The organism is Pseudomonas sp. AC355 (genome assembly GCF_979258205.1).
The window spans coordinates 4,530,454-4,549,691 of the sequence record NZ_OZ409843.1; the positions used below are offsets into that span (position 1 = coordinate 4,530,454).

At 58.2% G+C, this 19,238-nt stretch carries 16 protein-coding genes; 4 read left to right on the top strand and 12 right to left on the bottom strand.

The window, feature by feature from the left end:
- Positions 1-63: 63 nt before the first annotated feature.
- The 8 genes from ACZ0AI_RS21105 to ACZ0AI_RS21140 form a co-directional block, all read right to left on the bottom strand.
- Complete coding sequence (locus ACZ0AI_RS21105; RefSeq protein WP_225835494.1) at positions 64-807, bottom strand: FadR/GntR family transcriptional regulator; 744 nt, start codon at positions 805-807, stop codon at positions 64-66.
- Between the two features lie 249 nt (positions 808-1,056).
- Complete coding sequence (locus ACZ0AI_RS21110) at positions 1,057-1,491, bottom strand: type IV pilin protein (protein WP_463563543.1); 435 nt, start codon at positions 1,489-1,491, stop codon at positions 1,057-1,059.
- Positions 1,488-5,876, bottom strand: a complete 4,389-nt coding sequence (locus tag ACZ0AI_RS21115; RefSeq protein ID WP_463563544.1) for a pilus assembly protein — start codon at positions 5,874-5,876, stop codon at positions 1,488-1,490. Before ACZ0AI_RS21115 ends, ACZ0AI_RS21110 begins: the two co-directional genes overlap by 4 nt.
- Before the next feature lie 16 nt (positions 5,877-5,892).
- Positions 5,893-6,459: a pilus assembly PilX family protein gene (locus ACZ0AI_RS21120; protein WP_463563545.1), complete on the bottom strand. Its 567-nt coding sequence runs from the start codon at positions 6,457-6,459 to the stop codon at positions 5,893-5,895.
- Positions 6,456-7,271, bottom strand: a complete 816-nt coding sequence (locus ACZ0AI_RS21125) for a prepilin-type N-terminal cleavage/methylation domain-containing protein (RefSeq protein ID WP_463563546.1) — start codon at positions 7,269-7,271, stop codon at positions 6,456-6,458. The genes ACZ0AI_RS21120 and ACZ0AI_RS21125 overlap by 4 nt, the downstream gene beginning before the upstream one ends.
- A gap of 6 nt (positions 7,272-7,277) precedes the next feature.
- On the bottom strand, positions 7,278-7,823 hold the full coding sequence (gene pilV / locus ACZ0AI_RS21130) for a type IV pilus modification protein PilV (RefSeq protein ID WP_463563547.1): 546 nt from the start codon (positions 7,821-7,823) through the stop codon (positions 7,278-7,280).
- Between the two features lie 2 nt (positions 7,824-7,825).
- A complete protein-coding gene (locus ACZ0AI_RS21135) occupies positions 7,826-8,236 on the bottom strand; it encodes a GspH/FimT family pseudopilin (RefSeq protein ID WP_463563548.1) in 411 nt (136 codons plus the stop codon).
- Positions 8,237-8,315: 79 nt separating this feature from the next.
- The gene (locus ACZ0AI_RS21140) at positions 8,316-8,834 is read right to left on the bottom strand and encodes a GspH/FimT family pseudopilin (protein WP_463563549.1); all 519 of its coding nucleotides are present in this window, start codon (positions 8,832-8,834) and stop codon (positions 8,316-8,318) included.
- A 109-nt stretch (positions 8,835-8,943) separates the two neighbouring features.
- Between ACZ0AI_RS21140 and thiO the strand changes: the two genes are divergently transcribed.
- Positions 8,944-10,041 carry a glycine oxidase ThiO gene (gene thiO, locus ACZ0AI_RS21145; protein ID WP_463563550.1) on the top strand — a complete coding sequence of 366 codons (1,098 nt, stop codon included), beginning with the start codon at positions 8,944-8,946 and terminating at the stop codon, positions 10,039-10,041.
- A 60-nt stretch (positions 10,042-10,101) separates the two neighbouring features.
- Here the strand turns inward: thiO and ACZ0AI_RS21150 are convergent, their stop codons facing one another.
- The 4 genes from ACZ0AI_RS21150 to ACZ0AI_RS21165 all read right to left on the bottom strand — a co-directional run bounded on the left by ACZ0AI_RS21150 (position 10,102) and on the right by ACZ0AI_RS21165 (position 14,412).
- Positions 10,102-11,442: a sigma-54-dependent transcriptional regulator gene (locus tag ACZ0AI_RS21150; RefSeq protein WP_463563551.1), complete on the bottom strand. Its 1,341-nt coding sequence runs from the start codon at positions 11,440-11,442 to the stop codon at positions 10,102-10,104.
- A gap of 4 nt (positions 11,443-11,446) precedes the next feature.
- Complete coding sequence (locus tag ACZ0AI_RS21155) at positions 11,447-13,039, bottom strand: two-component system sensor histidine kinase NtrB (protein WP_463563552.1); 1,593 nt, start codon at positions 13,037-13,039, stop codon at positions 11,447-11,449.
- On the bottom strand, positions 13,029-13,271 hold the full coding sequence (locus ACZ0AI_RS21160; RefSeq protein ID WP_463563553.1) for a PP0621 family protein: 243 nt from the start codon (positions 13,269-13,271) through the stop codon (positions 13,029-13,031). The genes ACZ0AI_RS21155 and ACZ0AI_RS21160 overlap by 11 nt, the downstream gene beginning before the upstream one ends.
- Before the next feature lie 139 nt (positions 13,272-13,410).
- Entirely contained in the window at positions 13,411-14,412 is a 1,002-nt protein-coding gene (locus ACZ0AI_RS21165; RefSeq protein WP_463563554.1) for an outer membrane protein assembly factor BamD, read from the bottom strand.
- A gap of 147 nt (positions 14,413-14,559) precedes the next feature.
- On the opposite strand from ACZ0AI_RS21165, the gene rluD reads away from it, so the two are divergent.
- From rluD to clpB, 3 genes are all read left to right on the top strand, one after another.
- Positions 14,560-15,534 (top strand): 23S rRNA pseudouridine(1911/1915/1917) synthase RluD, encoded by a 975-nt coding sequence (rluD, locus tag ACZ0AI_RS21170; protein WP_463563555.1) that lies wholly within the window; start codon positions 14,560-14,562, stop codon positions 15,532-15,534.
- On the top strand, positions 15,531-16,271 hold the full coding sequence (pgeF, locus tag ACZ0AI_RS21175) for a peptidoglycan editing factor PgeF (protein ID WP_463563556.1): 741 nt from the start codon (positions 15,531-15,533) through the stop codon (positions 16,269-16,271). Before rluD ends, pgeF begins: the two co-directional genes overlap by 4 nt.
- A gap of 239 nt (positions 16,272-16,510) precedes the next feature.
- Positions 16,511-19,075, top strand: coding sequence for an ATP-dependent chaperone ClpB (clpB, locus tag ACZ0AI_RS21180; protein ID WP_463563557.1), 2,565 nt, complete (start codon positions 16,511-16,513; stop codon positions 19,073-19,075).
- Positions 19,076-19,238: the final 163 nt, after the last annotated feature.

The following is a 19,238-nucleotide window of genomic DNA, read 5'->3' on the forward strand; positions in this document are numbered from 1 at the left end:
GCCGTGGGGCGCGGAACCTTGATTCAGAGGCCGGCCGCCGTTTTGTACAGCAGTCGCGGCGTATCAGCCCCGACGCTGAGCCTTGAGCAGGCGCTCACGGCTGTTGATCAGGTGCAATTGCATGGCGGCACGGGCGCAGTCGACATCGCCACGGGCGATGGACTCGTAGATCATCTCGTGCTCGATGCTCAGGTTGTCCTTGTACGCCTCGCCGTCCTCGTGAGCCTTGTAGGCCGAGTTGAACTTGTTGCGCGGGATCTGCTTGGCCCCGAGGTGCTTCATGATGTCGAGCAAGTGAGAGTTCTGCGCTGCCTTGGCGATCTTGATGTGAAATTGAAAGTCCGCGCTGATCGGCAGGCCAGCCGGCAATTGCACAGCGCCCTGCTGCAGGGCATCCAGTGCGATACGGATCTCCAGGAGTGACTCAGGCGTGCGTCGTTGCGCAGCCAAACCTACCGCGGCCACCTCCAGGCTCATGCGCAACTCCAGCAGTTCCAATACATCCTGGGCAGTACTGATAGTTGCTGGCCCAAGCTGCAGCTCTGGCGCTGCCGGCATATCGCAAACGAAGGTACCGACACCCCGGCGCGTCTCCACCAGCCCCGCCACCTGCAAGCGCGACAGCGCATCACGCACCACCGTGCGGCTCACCCCCTCGGCCCTCATGATATCCAGCTCGGCCGGCAGTTTCTCGCCACGCTTGAGCGTACCGTCACGCATATGCTGGGAAATTTTTGCCACCAGGTCTTCAGCCAGGCGGCTGCGCTGCTTGCGCGGTGGAAGCGTCCAAATCGGGTTGTCCTGCATCATCGATCCGTTGTTGTTTCGTTATCGGCATACGACCCCAATACTGGCGATTTGGTCGCATCGAATGACAGGCGGAGATAGTAGCAGTTGTGCTTAACGCAGTGATGGCGGCTCGTAGTGAAAAGCCTACTATCGACGCTTCGCTGGGGGGGATTATGCGGCGAAGAGGATGAGTTTTATAAACTCTATAATCGAATTAATGGCATCCACAAAAAAACGCCCCGACCTCAATGGTCGGGGCGTTCTGTTTTAACGCCAGCAGTCAGTGGTGGTGGCACCCTCGGCGCCGACACCTCGCACACCCTTGGCGTCGAGTGTCAAATCACCGCATTTGGAGTCATTGAACTGCTGCTCTGCCGTCAGGGTATAGCCCCCGTCGTTATCGACCTTACTCAGTGAAAGGCTATATTTTCCCGTTTCCGATGAGCCGTCATCCCTCAAACTCAATTTGCCCACGTCATCATCTGACGTGACGTACTTGTTGGTCTGAGTGAAATAACGCTCCTGCCGCGCAGCGACATCATTAAGGAATGCCTGGCCCTCTGCTCGGTAGCCTCGCTTCACATAAGCGTCATAACTTGGGTAGGCCACCGCAGCCAGGATGCCGATGATAGCAACCACCACCATGAGTTCTATCAGGGTGAATCCCACCTGATAGCGGCGAATATTATTTGGCACGATCATTCCTCTTCTACGGTGAGTTGACGCCAAGTTTGCCGACCTTCGGACACGCCAGGATATACGCGTTTGTCCTCTGTCCCGCCATCCTTGTTCACATAGACCTTCCCGCTATGCAAGCTGAAGTCGCCTCCAGTGGTCACGAAGCCTGAAAACCCTCCGTCGTACACACCGTCACCATCCAGGTCGAATGTGGCATAGCGTGTCGAGCCACCTGTGCGAGGGTTTAAGCCATACACCGTACCGGTGACTCCAGCGCCACAGGCGTTGGCATCAGGCTTGATGGTGCTGAGGATCAGCGTATTACCGTACAGGTTCATGTTATAGACCAGTCGCTCACCGTCCTGGATAAAGTCCATGTACCAGCCCCATTGGTCTACATCCGAGTCTGCAGTGCCTGTTGTATCGCTGCCGTACCACTGGACATTGTTGCTGCTCAGCGTGAAGGTTGTGGCGCCGTTGAACGTGCTCTCCCCGAGCTCCTGCTCTGTGAGGTCTGAGCGTTCTTTATTGCCACTCAGTGAGGCGTTGACCGCTTCGCCAGCTGTCTTGCGATCCCATATTCCATAAAGGCTCTGCTGGGCCTCCGAGTTCTTGTCGGTGGTGGTTACATAGCGACCCGTGCCGACAATAGCCAGGTAGCCGATATTGCTCGGATGCTTGATCAGTGTCGGTGCGGCAGTAATGGGTTGGCGCTCTCCGTCGGCATTGCGAGCGACATACAGTGGGTCACCCCCAAATGAGACTGCGAAATCGTCTTTCGAGGCATCGTCGGTGAGAGGATTATCAGCGCTGGTATTGAGCAAGTCGAAGCGCCACAGGTTGCCAAGCAGGTCGCCCGCATAGGCATAGTCAGCGATACCATCGCCGTTGAAGTCCGAGTCGGTAACTCGAGAAAGACCGTTACCCAGGCCATCAGCACTCTCACCGTCATCCAGCGTAGGCGTGGCTTCGAGCTTGCTCAGTATTTCTCCAGTCTCGATGTCCAGCACGAACAGCACTGCTTTCAGGTTATTGCCACTCTCATAGCCATTCGGCACCAGCGCCACCCACTTGCCATTGTGCAGGCGTGCAATGTTTGGCTTGGGAATGCTGTACCCCATGTCTGCGTCATCGGTTTCGTTGAATTCCCACAGTAGCGATGGCTCAGTTGGGTCGGTAATGTCTAGGGCAAAGATGCCCTTTCCGCCAGCACCCAGGCTACCAAGCAATACTTTGCGCCAGCTACCATCGAAGTAAACATCGCGGGCAACTTGGCTGCCGTCTACATAGTATTGGTGCTCTGTCCCGCCTTCTTCACCATAATCGCTCGCCGTCAGAGCCGGGAGGTTGGGAATGACCGCTGTAGGAATGAATGCGAAAAGCTCGGCTCCGTTCGCGGTGTTGAAAGCGTGCAGCATGCCATCGTTGGCGCCCACGTAGATCACATCCGGTTGCTCGTCCTGCGCACTCTTGAAGTCCGCATAATTGGTGCTGCCTTCCAGGTTATTAGCCCGCGCTATGTCGTAGTCGGCGCCGGTTACCAGCAGTGGGGACGAGTTGATGATGTCGCCCAGCAATGAGCTGCGGCGGCGGAGCGACGAATCGCTGTTGCCTCGCAAGAAGCTGACTCGCCGCTCGCCCAGGCTGTCTGTGGCACCTGCAGCGGTACGGTTCAGCGACGCCCGTTGGGCTTCAGTCAAATTGCTCCAGGTAAACGAGGCTATCGAGCCGTTTGCACCTGCAAAAAAAACTTTCCGATCTGTAGCCGTTAGAGTGGTTGATGCCTGCCAAACTAACTCGGAAGTCGATGTGTTGATCTTTCTGAGGTCGCCAGCCCAACCATTTACGTCGAAGCTGGTGGTGTAGCTATATGTTATGTCTGCTGCATTCACATCACGTGCCGCTTCCGATGTCACGCTAGGGGCAGTAACACTGCTGTTCAATTGCAATGCGTCATCAAAGGCCGATTTCAATTGTGCCTGTAATTTTGCAGGGTTGCTTACAAGGAAGTAGTTGTCTGGCACGCCATCACCATTGGTGTCCCAAGTGGTAAGGTCGCTTTTGCCATATTTGGCTGCATACCACATGGGATTCTGCAGCGTAGTCACGTTCGTCGTGCCCGAAACGTCGAACAGGCGTGTAGTTGACGTACCTGAAGTCAATGCAACGTTATTGCCAGAGCGTCCTGGTAGCTGGGCACAATTGGCGGTATTGGTCATGCAGTAGCCCGGGTCTCTACCTGGAGGCGTATCAAACTTGAATCTACTCGAAGCCGAGTTCTGGCCACCTCCCGTTCCGCCGGCACCACCCGAGACTTCAAGGTAGATGCCGTCTTTGGTTGTGCCTGCAATGGTATAACCCATGTGGGATTCCGAGCCAGACCTGGCGTAGTCAGTTTCGGTCGTGATGGAAACTTTATTGTCAGCGGTTCTTTGTACGGTATACAGGACAATAGAGTCCATGTCGTAGTCAGCTTTCTGACCCGCATCGTCATATACAACACGAAACTTGTAATAAGGGCGGCCACCATTAACGGTGATGTTGGTATTGCCCGTCGTTGTGTTGGCCATCGTATCCATGTAGAAGCCGGTGAGCTGCATGATGATGCCAGAAGTTCCCGTCACCATGCCGTATGGCTTGAACGTAACCGTGTTGTTGCCAACTGGAATCTGGATGTTGGGCATTGTGGACGATAATGCAACGGAAAAGCTCTGTACTGGGTGGCTTCCGGATGAAGTAATGGGGGTCTGGCTACCGAAATAAGTTACTGCCGCTGTTCCATAGCTGCCTTGGCGCGTTGGCTCTTCTGGAAGACCTCGAATGGTGGCGAAACTGGTCGCAGTCTTTGCTGTCGGTGCTTGGTCGTTAGTAGAGCCAGACTGCCCAATATTGATGAGAGCGTCTTTTCTTATCTCTCTAGCCCAAAGATCGTCACCTGCTGTAGCGTAATTGAAGCCGATATCGCTACTAGCCGGCTTTGCATCCGTACCTAAGCTGCTGCCCGGCAGGTCGGAGTCGTAACTGGGGTTAACGTCGCTGACCAGTGTCATAAATGGCACGGTACACGTTTTTATATTGTCACTGGCGTAAGGGTTGCTCCAGGTGGCAACTCGCGTCAGGCCCAGGGTGCTGTCGGTAACTGTTTGTCTGGTTGGGGACGACAGGTAGTTTGTGTTTGCAACTTTACCTGCGTAATAGCGCAGGGTCTCATAGGTCATCTCGCCTAGTGGGTTTCCCCAGTCATTGCAGTCGCCATTGCTGAATGCAGTATTGTATGAGTTGGTGCATTCATTTGTGTAGCGCAGTCTATCAAGGTTGGCAACGATGCCGTTGGTGTTGACATAAGTGCGGTTGGCGTTGTTGTTGGATGCATTGCTGGTAAGGAAGCGTCCATCCTGAGATCTGAACTCGTCGGTGAAGCTGGTGATAGGCTCCTTGCGAACAACCCCGCCGCGCAAGTTGTCTGTATAGCTTCCTGTCAGTAAACCAAAGTACATCTTGTCTGACGCGCCATATTCATGGAGCAGTCCAGTAGGCTTGTAGCTGCTGCCATACTGCGTGCAATTCGCCTCTCTTAGCCCAGTCACACAGGTTTTCACCCGCACGGTATAGTCGGTCGGTGTGAGAGGAGTGTCGGTTCTGCTAGTATTTGTAAGCGTGTTGGTTCCCTGGTCTACTTCCCGAGATACCCAGCCCCAAATTCGAAAGTTACTGGTGCCTTGCGCGGTGCTGGTAATGACCCGCAGTTTAGGTAGTGCTCCATTACTATAGCTTTTTATACTCGCTGTACCGCTGGCCGGTCGTGAGGTGTTTGCAAACAAAACATATTTGCCGTTGGTCGGTATGGCGATCGGAGTGTAGTCCGTGAGTTTATAGCCGTCGCGGGCCTCACTCAGATACTCCTTGCCCCAAGTGTGTGCGTCATTGGGGATGAATACGCGCTCAAGCACCGTCTCGGTAGTGGTATCGCTATAGCGATAACCGCCGTATAAAACTTTACGTAATACGTCAATCCGCGACATGGTCAGATAATTGAGGTAGTCGCCGCTCCAGCGAGCGCTAGCTGCTTGGCCAGAGCATTTTTTATTTTCTGTGGCTGCAACGGGTGTAAACACATCACTGGCGTAGCTGTAGCACATGTGTGAGTTGAAGTAGCCGGTATAGTCAATGCTCGGCTTGTAATAAATATCCAGAACGCCGTCTTCATCGAGATCCGAAGCATCGTTGTAAGCCGGCGAGTAAAGCTTGTGATCCTTGGCGACCACCAGCATGTTCATCGGCGGGGTGGATTCGCTGACGAACAAAGGAGTTTGAGAGAGAACGGACGTTTGCGCTGCCGAGGCAGTTGGTACGCCAACCGAGAGACCCAAGGCAATGCCGAGGGCGAAGGAGGGGATTCGTTGTAGCATGGTGCTCTCCTGGCGCTTATTCGACAAGCAGGGTGAGGGTTGAGGTCAGGCACAATGTGCCGGACGTACAGGTATCGTTTTCATTGCCGTCCTGGTAGGACTGCGAATTGATTTCGTAATAGAAGGTAGTGCCTGCCTGTGCGGTTTCTGGCGAGGCGAGGGCGTTGCTAGCACCGTTGGCACTTGCTCCAGTACCGCCCACGGTATAGGGGCCGCCGATCAGGCGAACGTACCAGCGAGCCTCTCGTTCCAGTGTGGTGTCACCATCCAAGCCGCTGTAGGCCAGTGCTCTGTCAAACGAATAGTCCAGGTCTGTGGCATTGCTGATGTAGCAAGGCGCGGTCGTGGTATTGCCAGAGCATTGGTCGACGTTTGCACTTGCACTGATGCGTCTTTCGCCCTCTCGCAGTGCCGATTCTGCGGCGTTCAGTAGCCGCTTTTGCTCAATCAAATTACCCGTAATACGACCCTCGAGTGTGACCTCGCGCATACTGCCTATACCTAATACGGTAATGACCAGCAGCATGATCAGCGCAATGAACAGTACGGCCCCAGATTGTTGGCGTGGAAATGAATAAGTCATGGCATCAGGTTCCTCAGGGTCGCGCTACCGCTGACCATCTGGTAAAGCTTTCCATCCGCGCAGTCGAATTGCTGGCCGGTGAGTTTTTGCCAGTCGCCTACGTTTTCCGGATTATCAGTATTTTCACAAAGCCGGTTGGTGGCCCCCCCGGTCAGGTTCTTTGGTGTGGCCATCAGTAAGAGGGAATAGCGCAGGCTGCGAACATATTCGCCCGAGGCGGGGCTGCTGGTGTATTTCTCAACCGCGCGGTCATCAAGTGAATCGTTCACGCCGTAATCAAAATATATTGCCTGCAATCCCTCGATCAGCTCCGCAGCGCTGTTAGAGGAGACCGTCTGGCATTTCAAAGCACTGTCGCTGAATGTGATTTTCTGGATGACATTCTCGGCAGTGCTGAATGTTTCGGCGTAGGGGTCATCGAGGCTGGTGTGGCTGGCGAATGGATGATTGCCCACGCAATCCGTTTCATCTTTGTCTCGAGGCTGATAACGCGTGCATATGGTGCTGTCATCGACTCGTGCAACGGTCTGGCCTTCTTCAAAGCCGCAATCAAGCTGGTTGTTCGCTGGGAATGCACCACCAAGGTCACTTCTTGGGTCACGTCGATAGCCTGCCCGGGCGAGCTCTTTTTCCAGGAACATCAGCGCGAACCGGCCATTCTCCTGGTTCTCTCCCTGGCCTTGCTGGAACAGGTAATTGCGCTTGTTATCGATGTAAATCTGCGTCACACCCAGAATCAAGAATGAGCTAAGCAGCAGCGCCACCATCAACTCGATCAGCGAGAGGCCTCGTTGTTTATAGAGTGAGTTCATTAGGTTCTAGAGCTCCACGCGAATGGTGTAAGTGCAGAAGTCGTTTCCTTGTCCATCCAAGCACTCACCGCTCTTGACGCTCCAGGCCACGCGAACTTCTATGGTCGAGCCACTTGAGCTACAGCCACTGCTATCGTCTGGGCCGGATGACGAGGCGGCCCTGCAAATATGAAACTCCTCGTTCATGAGGGCGGCTGCACCTGGCAGGGCTTTGGCGCTATCTGCCCAGCAACCGAGGCGTTGACTGGCATTTAGTGTTGCGAGGGAGCTGCAATCGTCTGGAACATCAGGGAAATCGCTGCCGGCAGCCTTGAGGTAGTCAGAGTCTCCGTTGGGTAAGCCGTCGGTTAGCACCTTGCCGAGGTCGGCGCGCATCAACTCAACTACATCATCTGCCAGCATTGCAGCGGTATTACGCTGAACCGAGTCTTGCGTATAGGAGATGGTGCGGCCTTGCAACGCGACCATGCCAAGTACGCCGATACAGATCAGAACCATGGTGACCAGCACCTCGATCATGCTGAAACCGCGGGATGAAATCATCGGACTCATACTCAATCCTGTGTTTTCTTTATGAGCCCAACCAGTTTGGTCTCAATGGTGTACGAGGTGCTTTCGTCTTCATTTGCGAAGATGGTCGAAGACTCTGTAGCGGTGCCGTCTGGGTTGAACGTGATGGTGGTTTTGTTGGGGGTCACCTCCACGCTGCCAGGAATGCTGAGCTGGCGATCCTCGGTGCTCCAGACGCTGTCGTTCTGGCTAATGGTGACGGGCGTCCGACGCGTCACCGCATCGCTGCGGGCAGACATCAGCAGTGCTTGAAATTCGTTTGCAGTGCTACTGACACGATTGTTTTCGATCATGTTGTTGAAGGCAGGTAGGGCAAAACTGACGAAGATGGCGAGTACGCTAATGACCACCATCAATTCGATCAGCGTAAACCCTGCATTTTGGTTTCTGTACATTGAGAATGCTCCTTTGCGCGTGCATATATGCCCGAACGATCAGGAGATTACGTGTGAGGAGAGACGAACGGAGTTTCGGTCAGGATGGCCGGTCAGCCCTCTCGCATGCACCGGCATTGGCTTGGTTTCCCTTGGCTGTGCGCGCTCTACCCTGGCGATTCAATACGATTTGCCATTTAGGTTTAGCGTCATGGCTGCAGAAGGTAAACGTGCCATTGCTAGTGCCTGAATGCCCGGTCGGCTGAAAGCGTATCGGTCTGGAAAAGCCTTTCCAGGTCAGCTGTTCTTGTTGAGTCAGGCTTATTATCTGGATCGGCTTGGAACTGCTCAGCTCCCGAATCATCCAGCCTTTTTGCCACATATGATCACAAGTAGTGCCCTGGCTTGAGCCGCACACCTCAACGCGCTTGCCGTGACTTATGCTGTGTGTTCTCGCCAGATGCAGGCTTGCCTTGAGTTGGTCGTGGACGGATTGGCTCCGATTCGCCTGTATTAGGCTTTGAAATGTTGGCAAGCCAAAACTAAGCACGACTGCTACTAAGGTGATGACAGTAAGCAGCTCCACAAAGCTAAACGCCTTCTGTTGATCTCTATTCATGGCCCAATTCCCTTTGCGCGTATGATTGGCGGCCTTCCTGGCCTGCCTTTTCTGTTTAGACCCTGAGGTGTCGCTGTCAAGGTTTGCCATTCACGCGATGGGGTGAGTTGTGCGTTCGGATGTGATCGTTATCGGCGGTGGGGTCATCGGGCTGTTGTCGGCGTATCAGTTGGCGACGGAGGGCAAGCGGGTCACGCTGCTCGATCGCGGCCCTGTTGGTGGCGAGGCCTCCTGGGCGGGGGGCGGGATCGTGTCGCCGCTTTACCCCTGGCGCTACAGTCAGGCGGTGACGGCGCTGGCCCATTGGTCTCAGGATTATTACCCGGGACTCGGTCAGCAGTTGCTGGTGCGAACCGGACTGGATCCCGAGGTGCACGTCACCGGCCTTTACTGGCTGGATTTGGACGATCAGGCTGAAGCATTGGCCTGGGCTCAGCGCGAACGACGCCCGCTTCATGAGGTGCCCGTCGATGTAGCCTACGCTGCGGTACCATCCTTGGGCGCAGGCTTTCAGCGCTCGATTTATATGTCTGGTGTGGCCAACGTACGCAATCCGCGCCTGGTAAAAGCGCTGCGGGCTGCGCTGCTCGATATGCCTGCAGTTACGCTGCATGAACACAGCCGGGTTGAAGGGTTCGTGCACGAAGGCGCGCGGATTCTCGGCGTGTGCACAGGCGCTGGCGATTTGTTGGCCGATCAGGTGGTGGTCGCGGCTGGCGCCTGGAGTGGCGAGGTGCTGCAGAGCCTCGGTCTCACGCTGCCGGTAGAGCCGGTCAAGGGGCAGATAATTCTGTTCAAATGCGCTGAGGATTTTCTGCCAAGCATGGTGCTGGCCCGCGGGCGCTATGCCATTCCGCGTCGCGATGGCCATATTCTGATTGGCAGTACCTTGGAACACGTTGGCTTCGACAAAACGCCTACCGAGGGCGCGCTGGCCAGCCTGCGCGCGTCCGCCGAGGAGTTATTGCCGGCGCTGAAGGAGGCCGAGGTGGTGGGGCACTGGGCGGGGTTGCGGCCTGGATCGCCCGAGGGTATTCCCTTCATCGGCGAGGTGCCGGGCCATGAAGGGCTTTGGCTGAACTGCGGACATTACCGCAATGGGTTGGTGTTGGCGCCGGCGTCCTGCCAGTTACTGGTGGATCTGATGCTGGGGCGGAAGCCGATCATCGATCCTGCTCCTTATGCACCGTCCGGGCGGTTGGCGTAGCGCCGTCAGGCACGATCGTCCTGGGTATCGCTGCGCTCAATCGCAGGCTACGGTCGTTAGCTAGTCGATCCCCAGCTTCTTCAGTCGATAGCGCATCGAGCGGAAACTCAGGCCCAGGCGCTGGGCGGCGGCCGTGCGGTTCCAGCGTGTTTCCTCGAGGGCCTGCATGATCAGTTTGCGCTCGACGTCTTCCAGGTAGTCTTCGATGTTGTCGATCTGCGCCAGGCTGGCATCGCCGTTTTCGCCTGCCGGTGCGGCGTCGGCCAGGCGCAGGTCGTTGGCGCAGATTACGTCGCCCTCACACAGTGTGTAGGCGCGCTCCAGCATGTTTTCCAGTTCGCGCACGTTACCGGGAAAGCGGTAGCTCTTCAGCTTGTCGAGGGCTGGGCCATCGAGCTTCACGGGGGGCAGGCCAATGCCTTCGTTCAGGCGTTTGAGCATCACATCGGCCAGCAGCGGAATGTCCTCGCGACGTTCGCGCAGTGGCGGCACGCGCAGTTCGATGACGTTGAGGCGGTAGTACAGATCCTGACGGAAGCGCCCGGCCGCCACTTCGGCGGCCAGATCCTTGTGGGTGGCGCAGAGGATGCGGGTATCGACCACGACCTCCTGCTGGCCACCGACGCTGCGGATGGCTTTCTCCTGGATCGCGCGCAGCAGCTTGACCTGCATGGTCAGTGGAAGGTCGGCCACTTCGTCGAGGAACAGGCTGCCGCCGTTAGCAGCCTGAAAGAGGCCCTGCTTGTCTTCGATGGCGCCAGTGAAGCTGCCTTTCTTGTGACCGAAGAACTCGCTTTCCATGAGCTCTGAAGGGATGGCGCCACAGTTGACCGGTACGAAGGCGCGTTCGCGGCGTGGCCCTTGTTCGTGAATCAAGCGGGCTACCAGCTCCTTGCCGCTGCCGGACTCGCCGCTGATATACACCGGTGCCTGGCTGCGTGCCAGTTTCTGGATCTGTGCCCGCAGGGTGCGCATGGGAGGGGATTCGCCGAGCAGCCTGCTGGCGCCGGGTTGTGCGTCGTCATCGTCACCTTCACGCAGGCGCAGGGCAGTGGTCACCAGTTCGCGCAGGCGGCCGAGATCGACAGGCTTGGTGAGAAAGTCAAAAGCGCCAGCCTTGAGGGCGTTGATCGCGGTATCCAGGCTGCCGAAGGCGGTGATCATGGCCACAGGTGTTTGCGGATAACGCTGCTGGATGTGTAGCACGATATCCAGGCCAGTACCGTCCGGCAGGCGCATGTCAGTCAGGCACAGATCGAAGGGTTCCTTGGCCAGCCATTCGCGCGCCTCCTTGACGTTACGGGCGCTACGCGTATCAAGCTTCATGCGCCCGAGGGTGATCTCCAGCAACTCGCGGATATCGGGTTCGTCGTCGACGATCAGGGCTCTCTGGCGGTTCATCGGTTCAGCTCATCTTTCGCGGATGCGCGAAGGTAATGCGGAAACATGCACCGCTGCCTTCGCGTGATTGGTAGTGAAGGTGAGCCTGATTGCTTTCGCAAAGCTCGCGGGAAATATACAGGCCTAGGCCGGTGCCTTTGTTTTCCGTGGTGTAGAAAGGCTCGAAGATGTGATGCAGTTGGTCTGGCGGCACGCCCGGGCCGTCATCGAGCACCTCGAGCACGGGCAGATCACTGCGCTGATCGCGGAACAGTTTCAGCCATACCTGGCCCTTGGGATTGTGCTGGGCGCTGTAACGCAGGCCGTTTTGTACCAGATTGGTGATTACCTGAGTCAACTGGTTGGGATCCATGCGGGTCTGGATGCTACTGCCTTCGATGGCCAGGTGGAGGACTTTCGAGGCCGGCGCCGTGCTGCGAAACTCCGCGGCGAAGCGATGCAGCCAGTATTTGAGATCCAGCAGTTGTGGCTCTGCCTGACGCCGCCGGGACAGCTGCAGGACGTTCTCGATGATCAGGTTCATGCGCCGGGAGTGATCCTGGATGATCTGTGCCAGACGCAGATCCGGCCCATGCAGGTCTTCGGATTCCTGCAGCAGTTGTGCGGCGTGGCTGATGGCGCCCAACGGGTTGCGAATTTCGTGAGCGATACCGGCGGTCAACCGGCCCAGGGCGACCAGTTTGAGCTGTTGGGCTTGCTGGGCGATCTGTGAAATATCGTCGAGCAGGATCAGCGTATGGCGCTGCCCGCCTCGTTGCAGGGCGATGAAACTGGGTTGCAGAGTCGGGCCGTCGGCGCGCGCCTGCAAGCTGGCCGGGCGTAGGCTGGTGTTTTCCAGCCAGTACTGCAGGCGTTTGACCAGCTCGGTGCAGTGCGGGTCGAGAATCTTGCCGGACAGGTGTTCTTGTCCAAGCAGATCCAGGGCGGCCTGGTTGGCCAGCAATACGCGATGCTGTTCGTCCACCACCAGAATGCCGGTACGCATGCGCTGCAGGATCAGGTTGTTCAGGGCTTCGAGATCGGCTACATCCGCGGCACGTTGCTCGGCGAGGTTCTCACTGACTTGCAGGCGCCGGGTCACACCTTGTACGAACAGCGCTGCAGTGAAGCACAGAGCACCCAGTGCGCCAGCTTGTACGTACTGACTGCTGGCCTGCGGGTGGCCGAGGCTGAGATAGAAGGTCAGGTAGATCAGGCCTATTGCCGCGCTTGCCGCGATCAATATGCCGATTCGGCCACGCAAGAGGATATTGGCGATCGCCACCGCAACGATCAGCAGGTTGCCAATACCACTTGGTGTTCCGCCGCCTGCATAGAACAGGGCGGACAGCAGGATCACGTCGGCCAGGGCTACGCCAAACACTTGAACCAGGCTGCGTGGGTTATGAGCGATCAGCGCGACAAAAATGTTTAGGATTAGATACAGCCAGCTAGCGCCCCGGAATAGCGGCACGTGCGCGAGCTCGAGCAGTTCTGCATCCAGGTCTGCGGAGACAAGCAGAACCAGCAAAACGCCGATCAACAGCCGATAAAAGTGATACAGCCTGAAAATACGCCGGCCCTGAAGGCCGCTTAGCGCAAGAGCTCTAGTGGGCACCGGGCTTCGGGCCTTGTTCGAGGTGAGCCTGGCTGCAGTACCAGCGCTGTGCCAGTTGTATCGCGTGTTGCTGCGGCGTGTGCACGCCGCAGTGGGCGCAGCGCACCATGGGTGCCGTGGTTTCTGTGGGCGGAGGCGTCTGGCGCCGACGTCCACCACTGACGTAGCGGCGCCACACCCAGATAGCGGCAAAAATGATGGCAATCCAGAACAGCAGGCGGAAAAGGCCCATGACGCTCTCTTTATGTAGAGGAAGGCGCCAGTTTAGCTAAGGAAGGGAAGGGCGGACAGTTGCTTGGTCAGCGTTTTTGCGCTGCCGAAATGCAAGATGCCAGTCTGTTGACTGGCATCTTGCTGCATATGGCGCTTATTTAGTCGAACAGGCCGAACGTCATGTAGCTGAACCAGGAGCGCTTGCTGCCTTGTGGCTCTTCGTTTTGCTCGCCCTGATTTTCTGGCTTGAGTTCAGACGGAATCTGATCCGCAGCTTCTTCGTACTGACGAATCACGTCCTGGCTCGCCTGGGTTTGGCTCGGCGGCGGCGGTACGTCGCTTTCGATCAGGCCCAGCGTGGCCTTGGCCAGCCAGGAACGGTTGTCGGCATCTTCTTCGCGTGGCACGAATTGACCGTCGACCAGGCTCGAATGATCCGGATAGTTGAGCTTGAGCGTTTCCAGGCTGGTAGCGGCCAGGTCGTCCAGGGTCAGGCGCTGATAAGCCTCGACCATGACTGCCAGGCCATCGCCGACGGAAGGGGTTTCCTGAAAATTCTCCACCACGTAGCGGCCACGGTTGGCGGCGGCGACGTAGGCTTCACGGCTCAGATAGTAGTGGGCCACGTGAATTTCGTAGGCAGCCAGCAGGTTGCGCAGGTAGATCATGCGCTGCTTGGCATCCGGCGCGTAGCGGCTATTCGGGTAGCGGCTGGTGAGCTGGGCGAACTCGTTGTAGGAGTCGCGGGCGGCACCTGGGTCACGCTTGGTCATGTCCAGCGGGAGGAAGCGCGCCACAATGCCGCGATCCTGGTCGAACGAGGCCAGGCCCTTGAGGTAGTAGGCATAGTCGACATTCGGATGCTGCGGGTGCAGACGGATGAAACGCTCAGCGGAGGCGCGCGCGGCTTCCGGCTCGGCGTTCTTGTAGTTCGCGTAGATCAGCTCGAGCTGCGACTGCTCGGCATAGCGCCCGAACGGGTAGCGGGACTCCAGGGCCTTGAGCTTGGTGACGGCGCTGGTGTAGCTGCCGTTATCCAAATCTTGCTGAGCCTGCTGATAGAGTTCTGCCTCGCTGAGGTTTTCATCCAGGACTTCCTTGGACGAACAGGCGGCGGTGAGTGCGAGGATGGCGATCAGCAGCAGGTGTTTCACTTGCATGGCGGCTTGCGTCCCTGGGACGGCGGCTGTCTTGGGCAGGGCCGTCCTGTTATGATGAGCGCCCCCGGTACCCCTGGGGCAAAGACGCCGTATTTAACCACAAGCGTGTAGCTGAAACCAAAGGCTATGCCCCCTCCGTTGCCGAGCATGTCATCTATTAATAAGCAGGCTATTCAGTTATCCGCCGAGGTGCCCTACGATCTGGGCGGTCAACGCCTCGACCAAGTCGCCGCCCAGCTGTTCGCCGAGCACTCGCGCTCGCGCCTGTCCGGCTGGATCAAGGAAGGCAACCTAACCGTCGATGGTCAGGTGCTACGCCCCCGTGACATCGTTCACGGGGGCTCCGTGCTGGCCCTTTCTGCCGAGCAGGAGGCCCAGGGTGAATGGGTCGCCCAGGACATTGCGCTCAATATCGTCTACGAGGACGAACACATTCTGGTGATCGACAAGCCCGCAGGGCTGGTCGTGCACCCGGCTGCCGGTCATGCCGATGGCACCTTGCTCAATGCGCTGCTGCACCACGTACCGGACATCGTCAACGTGCCGCGGGCGGGCATCGTGCATCGCCTGGACAAGGACACCACCGGTCTGATGGTGGTGGCCAAGACCATCGAGGCGCAGACTCGCCTGGTCGATCAGTTGCAGAAGCGTACGGTCAGCCGCATTTACGAATGCATCGTGATCGGCGTGATCACTGCAGGCGGCAAGATCAACGCGCCTATCGGTCGTAGCTCCTCGCAGCGCCAGCGCATGGCCGTTTCCGATGGCGGCAAGCCGGCGGTCAGCCATTACCGCGTGCTCGAACGTTTCCGTTCGCATACCCACAGCCGGGTCAAGCTGGAAACCGGGCGCACCCACCAGATTCGCGTGCACATGAGCCATATCGGCTACCCATTGGTCGGCGATCCGGTGTATGGCGGGCGCTTCCGCATCCCGCCTGCGGCCAGTCAGACCATGGTGCAGAGCCTCAAAGAGTTTCCGCGTCAGGCCCTGCACGCCCGTTTCCTCGAGCTGGATCATCCGCTTACCGGTGAACGGATGAAGTGGCAATCGCCTTTGCCCGATGATTTCGTCTGGTTGCTGACGCTGCTGCGCCAGGATCGCGAGGCGTTTATTGGATGAGTGACAAGGCCCATGACTGGCTCACGCCGCATTGGCCCGCTCCCGAGTGGGTACGCACCTGCGTGACCACTCGGGCGGGTGGCGTGAGTGCGGCGCCCTACGACAGCTTCAACCTCGCCGCGCATGTCGAGGATGATCCGCAGGCTGTGGTCAAGAATCGTCAGCGGCTCCTGAGCCAGCTGGGTTGCCGCCCGGCCTGGTTGCAGCAGGTGCACGGCATCGCTGTCGCTCAGGCTGACCCGGAGAGCGTCGAGGAAGCCGATGCCAGTTGGACGGCTACGACGGGCGTCGCCTGTACGGTGATGACCGCCGACTGCCTGCCTGCATTGTTTTGCGACCGCGCAGGCACCCGTGTGGCAGCCGCTCATGCCGGGTGGCGTGGGTTGGCAGGTGGCGTATTGGAGGCCACGCTCGATGCGCTTGCCGTCGAGCCTGAGGAAACTCTGGTCTGGCTGGGCCCAGCCATTGGCCCGCAGGCATTCGAGGTCGGTGGCGAAGTGCGCGAGGCTTTCGTCAGCCTGCATGCCCAGGCGGCCAGTGCCTTTGTGCCGAGCGAGAATGCCGGGCGCTTCATGGCGGATATCTACCAGCTAGCGCGTATCCGTCTGGCTGCACGCGGTATTAGCGCGGTGTATGGCGGGGGATTCTGCACCGTCAATGACTCACGCTTCTATTCCTACCGTCGCGCCGCCCAGACCGGCCGCTTCGCCTCGCTGATCTGGTTGGCAGATCGCTAAGGCAGGCCTCCCGGGTATCGCTGCGCTCAACCACAGGCTACAAAAGTACGAGTAGCCTGGTGTTGAGCGCAGCGATACCCAGGGCTGTTCTGCTCGACCATTCAGCACTCATCTGACCTTTATCAAAATCACCCTGCTTGAAACGCGCACAATCGGCCTCATCTATTCTCCATCTCGGCAGGTTATTGGCTTAAGCGCATGCACCGCGCTGGCCTGCCTTATAAAGGAAGGATGACGCTATGCGAATCGACCGTTTGACCAGCAAGTTACAACTTGCCCTCTCCGATGCCCAGTCGCTGGCTGTCGGCCATGACCATTCCGCCATCGAGCCGCTGCACCTGATGCAGGCGCTGCTCGACCAGCAGGGTGGCACCATCCGCCCGCTGCTGATGCAGGTGGGCTTCGATGTGAACAGCCTGCGCGAAGCCTTGAGCAAAGAGCTCGATCACCTGGCCAAGATCCAGAACCCCACCGGCGATGTGAGCCTGTCCCAGGATCTGGCACGTCTGCTCAATCAGGCCGACCGCCTGTCGCAGCAGAAAGGTGACCAGTTCATCTCCAGCGAACTGGTGCTGCTCGCCGCCATGGACGACAACACCAAGCTGGGCAAGCTGTTGCTCGGCCAGGGTGTTAGCCGCAAAGCTCTGGAGAACGCAGTCAACAACCTGCGTGGCGGCGATGCCGTGAACGACCCGAATATCGAAGAGTCCCGCCAGGCGCTGGACAAGTACACCGTCGACCTGACCAAACGTGCCGAAGAGGGCAAGCTCGATCCGGTGATTGGCCGTGACGATGAAATTCGCCGCACCATCCAGGTACTGCAGCGGCGTACCAAGAACAACCCAGTGCTGATCGGTGAACCTGGTGTGGGCAAGACGGCCATTGCCGAAGGTCTGGCGCAGCGCATCGTTAACGGTGAAGTACCGGACGGGCTTAAAGATAAGCGGCTTTTGTCATTGGACATGGGCTCGTTGATTGCCGGCGCCAAGTTCCGCGGTGAGTTCGAGGAACGCCTCAAGGCCGTGCTCAATGAGCTGTCCAAGCAGGAAGGCCGCGTCATCCTGTTTATCGACGAGCTGCACACCATGGTCGGCGCCGGCAAGGCCGAGGGCGCCATGGACGCCGGCAACATGCTTAAACCGTCGCTGGCGCGTGGCGAGCTGCATTGCGTGGGTGCCACTACCCTGAACGAGTACCGCCAGTTCATCGAAAAGGATGCCGCGCTGGAGCGTCGCTTCCAGAAAGTGCTGGTCGATGAGCCGAGCGAGGAAGACACCATCGCCATCCTGCGCGGCCTCAAGGAACGCTATGAGGTACACCACAAGGTGGCGATCACCGACGGCGCGATCATCGCTGCGGCCAAGCTCAGCCACCGTTACATCACCGATCGTCAGTTGCCGGACAAGGCCATCGACCTGATCGACGAAGCGGCCAGCCGCATCCGCATGGAAATCGACTCCAAGCCGGAAGTGCTCGACCGCCTGGATCGTCGCCTGATCCAGCTCAAGGTGGAGGCTCAGGCGCTCAAGAAGGAAGAAGACGAGGCGGCCAAGAAGCGCTTTGCCAAGCTGCAGGACGATATCGCCAAGCTGGAGAAGGAGTATTCCGACCTCGATGAGATCTGGAAGTCGGAAAAGGCCGAAGTTCAGGGCTCGGCGCAGATCCAGCAGAAGATCGAACAGTCGCGTACCGAACTTGAAGCGGCGCGCCGCAAAGGCGATTTGAACCGCATGGCCGAGCTGCAGTATGGGGTAATTCCCGATCTGGAGCGCAGCCTGCAAATGGTCGACCAGCACGGCAAGACTGAAAACCAGTTGCTGCGCAGCAAGGTGACCGAGGAGGAGATTGCCGAGGTCGTCTCCAAGTGGACAGGCATCCCGGTGTCGAAGATGCTCGAAGGTGAGCGCGACAAGCTGCTGAAAATGGAGGGGCTGCTGCACCAGCGCGTTATCGGTCAGGATGAGGCGGTGGTTGCCGTGGCCAATGCGGTGCGTCGTTCACGCGCTGGTCTATCCGACCCGAATCGCCCAAGCGGCTCGTTTCTGTTCCTCGGCCCGACCGGCGTCGGCAAGACCGAGCTGTGCAAGGCGCTGGCCGAGTTCCTTTTCGATACCGAGGAGGCGCTGGTGCGCATCGACATGTCCGAGTTCATGGAGAAGCATTCCGTGGCTCGTCTGATCGGTGCGCCGCCAGGTTATGTCGGCTACGAGGAGGGCGGTTACCTGACCGAGGCGGTGCGCCGCAAGCCCTATTCGGTGGTGCTGCTCGATGAGGTCGAGAAGGCTCACCCGGATGTCTTCAACGTATTGCTGCAGGTGCTCGAAGATGGCCGCCTGACCGACAGCCATGGCCGCACCGTGGATTTCAAGAACACGGTGATCGTGATGACCTCCAACCTGGGGTCGGCGCAGATTCAGGAACTGGTCGGCGACCGTGAGGCGCAGCGCGCAGCGGTGATGGATGCAGTGGGTAACCACTTCCGTCCGGAGTTCGTTAACCGCATCGACGAAGTGGTGGTGTTCGAGCCGCTGGCCCGTGAGCAGATCGCCGGTATCGCGCGTATTCAGCTCAGCCGTCTGCTGGAGCGTCTGGCCGAGCGTGAGCTGAGCCTGGAACTGTCCGATGAGGCCATGGATAAGCTGGTTGCCGTAGGGTATGACCCGGTATATGGCGCCCGGCCTTTGAAGCGTGCAATCCAGCGCTGGATCGAAAACCCGCTGGCGCAGATGATTCTGGCGGGCAAGTTCAATCCGGGTAGCACCGTGATCGGCAAGGTCGAAGGCGAGGAAATCGTCTTCGCCTGACGCCTGCGGTAGCGGCAAAACAAACGGCCGGTGTGAGCGATCACACCGGCCGTTTTGTTGTGACGTCACGTAGAACCCTAGCCTGGATTAGCCGAAGGCGTAATCCGGGAGCGATCTACGACATTTGCATTCATTGGCGGTAAACGACGGATTACGCTTCGCT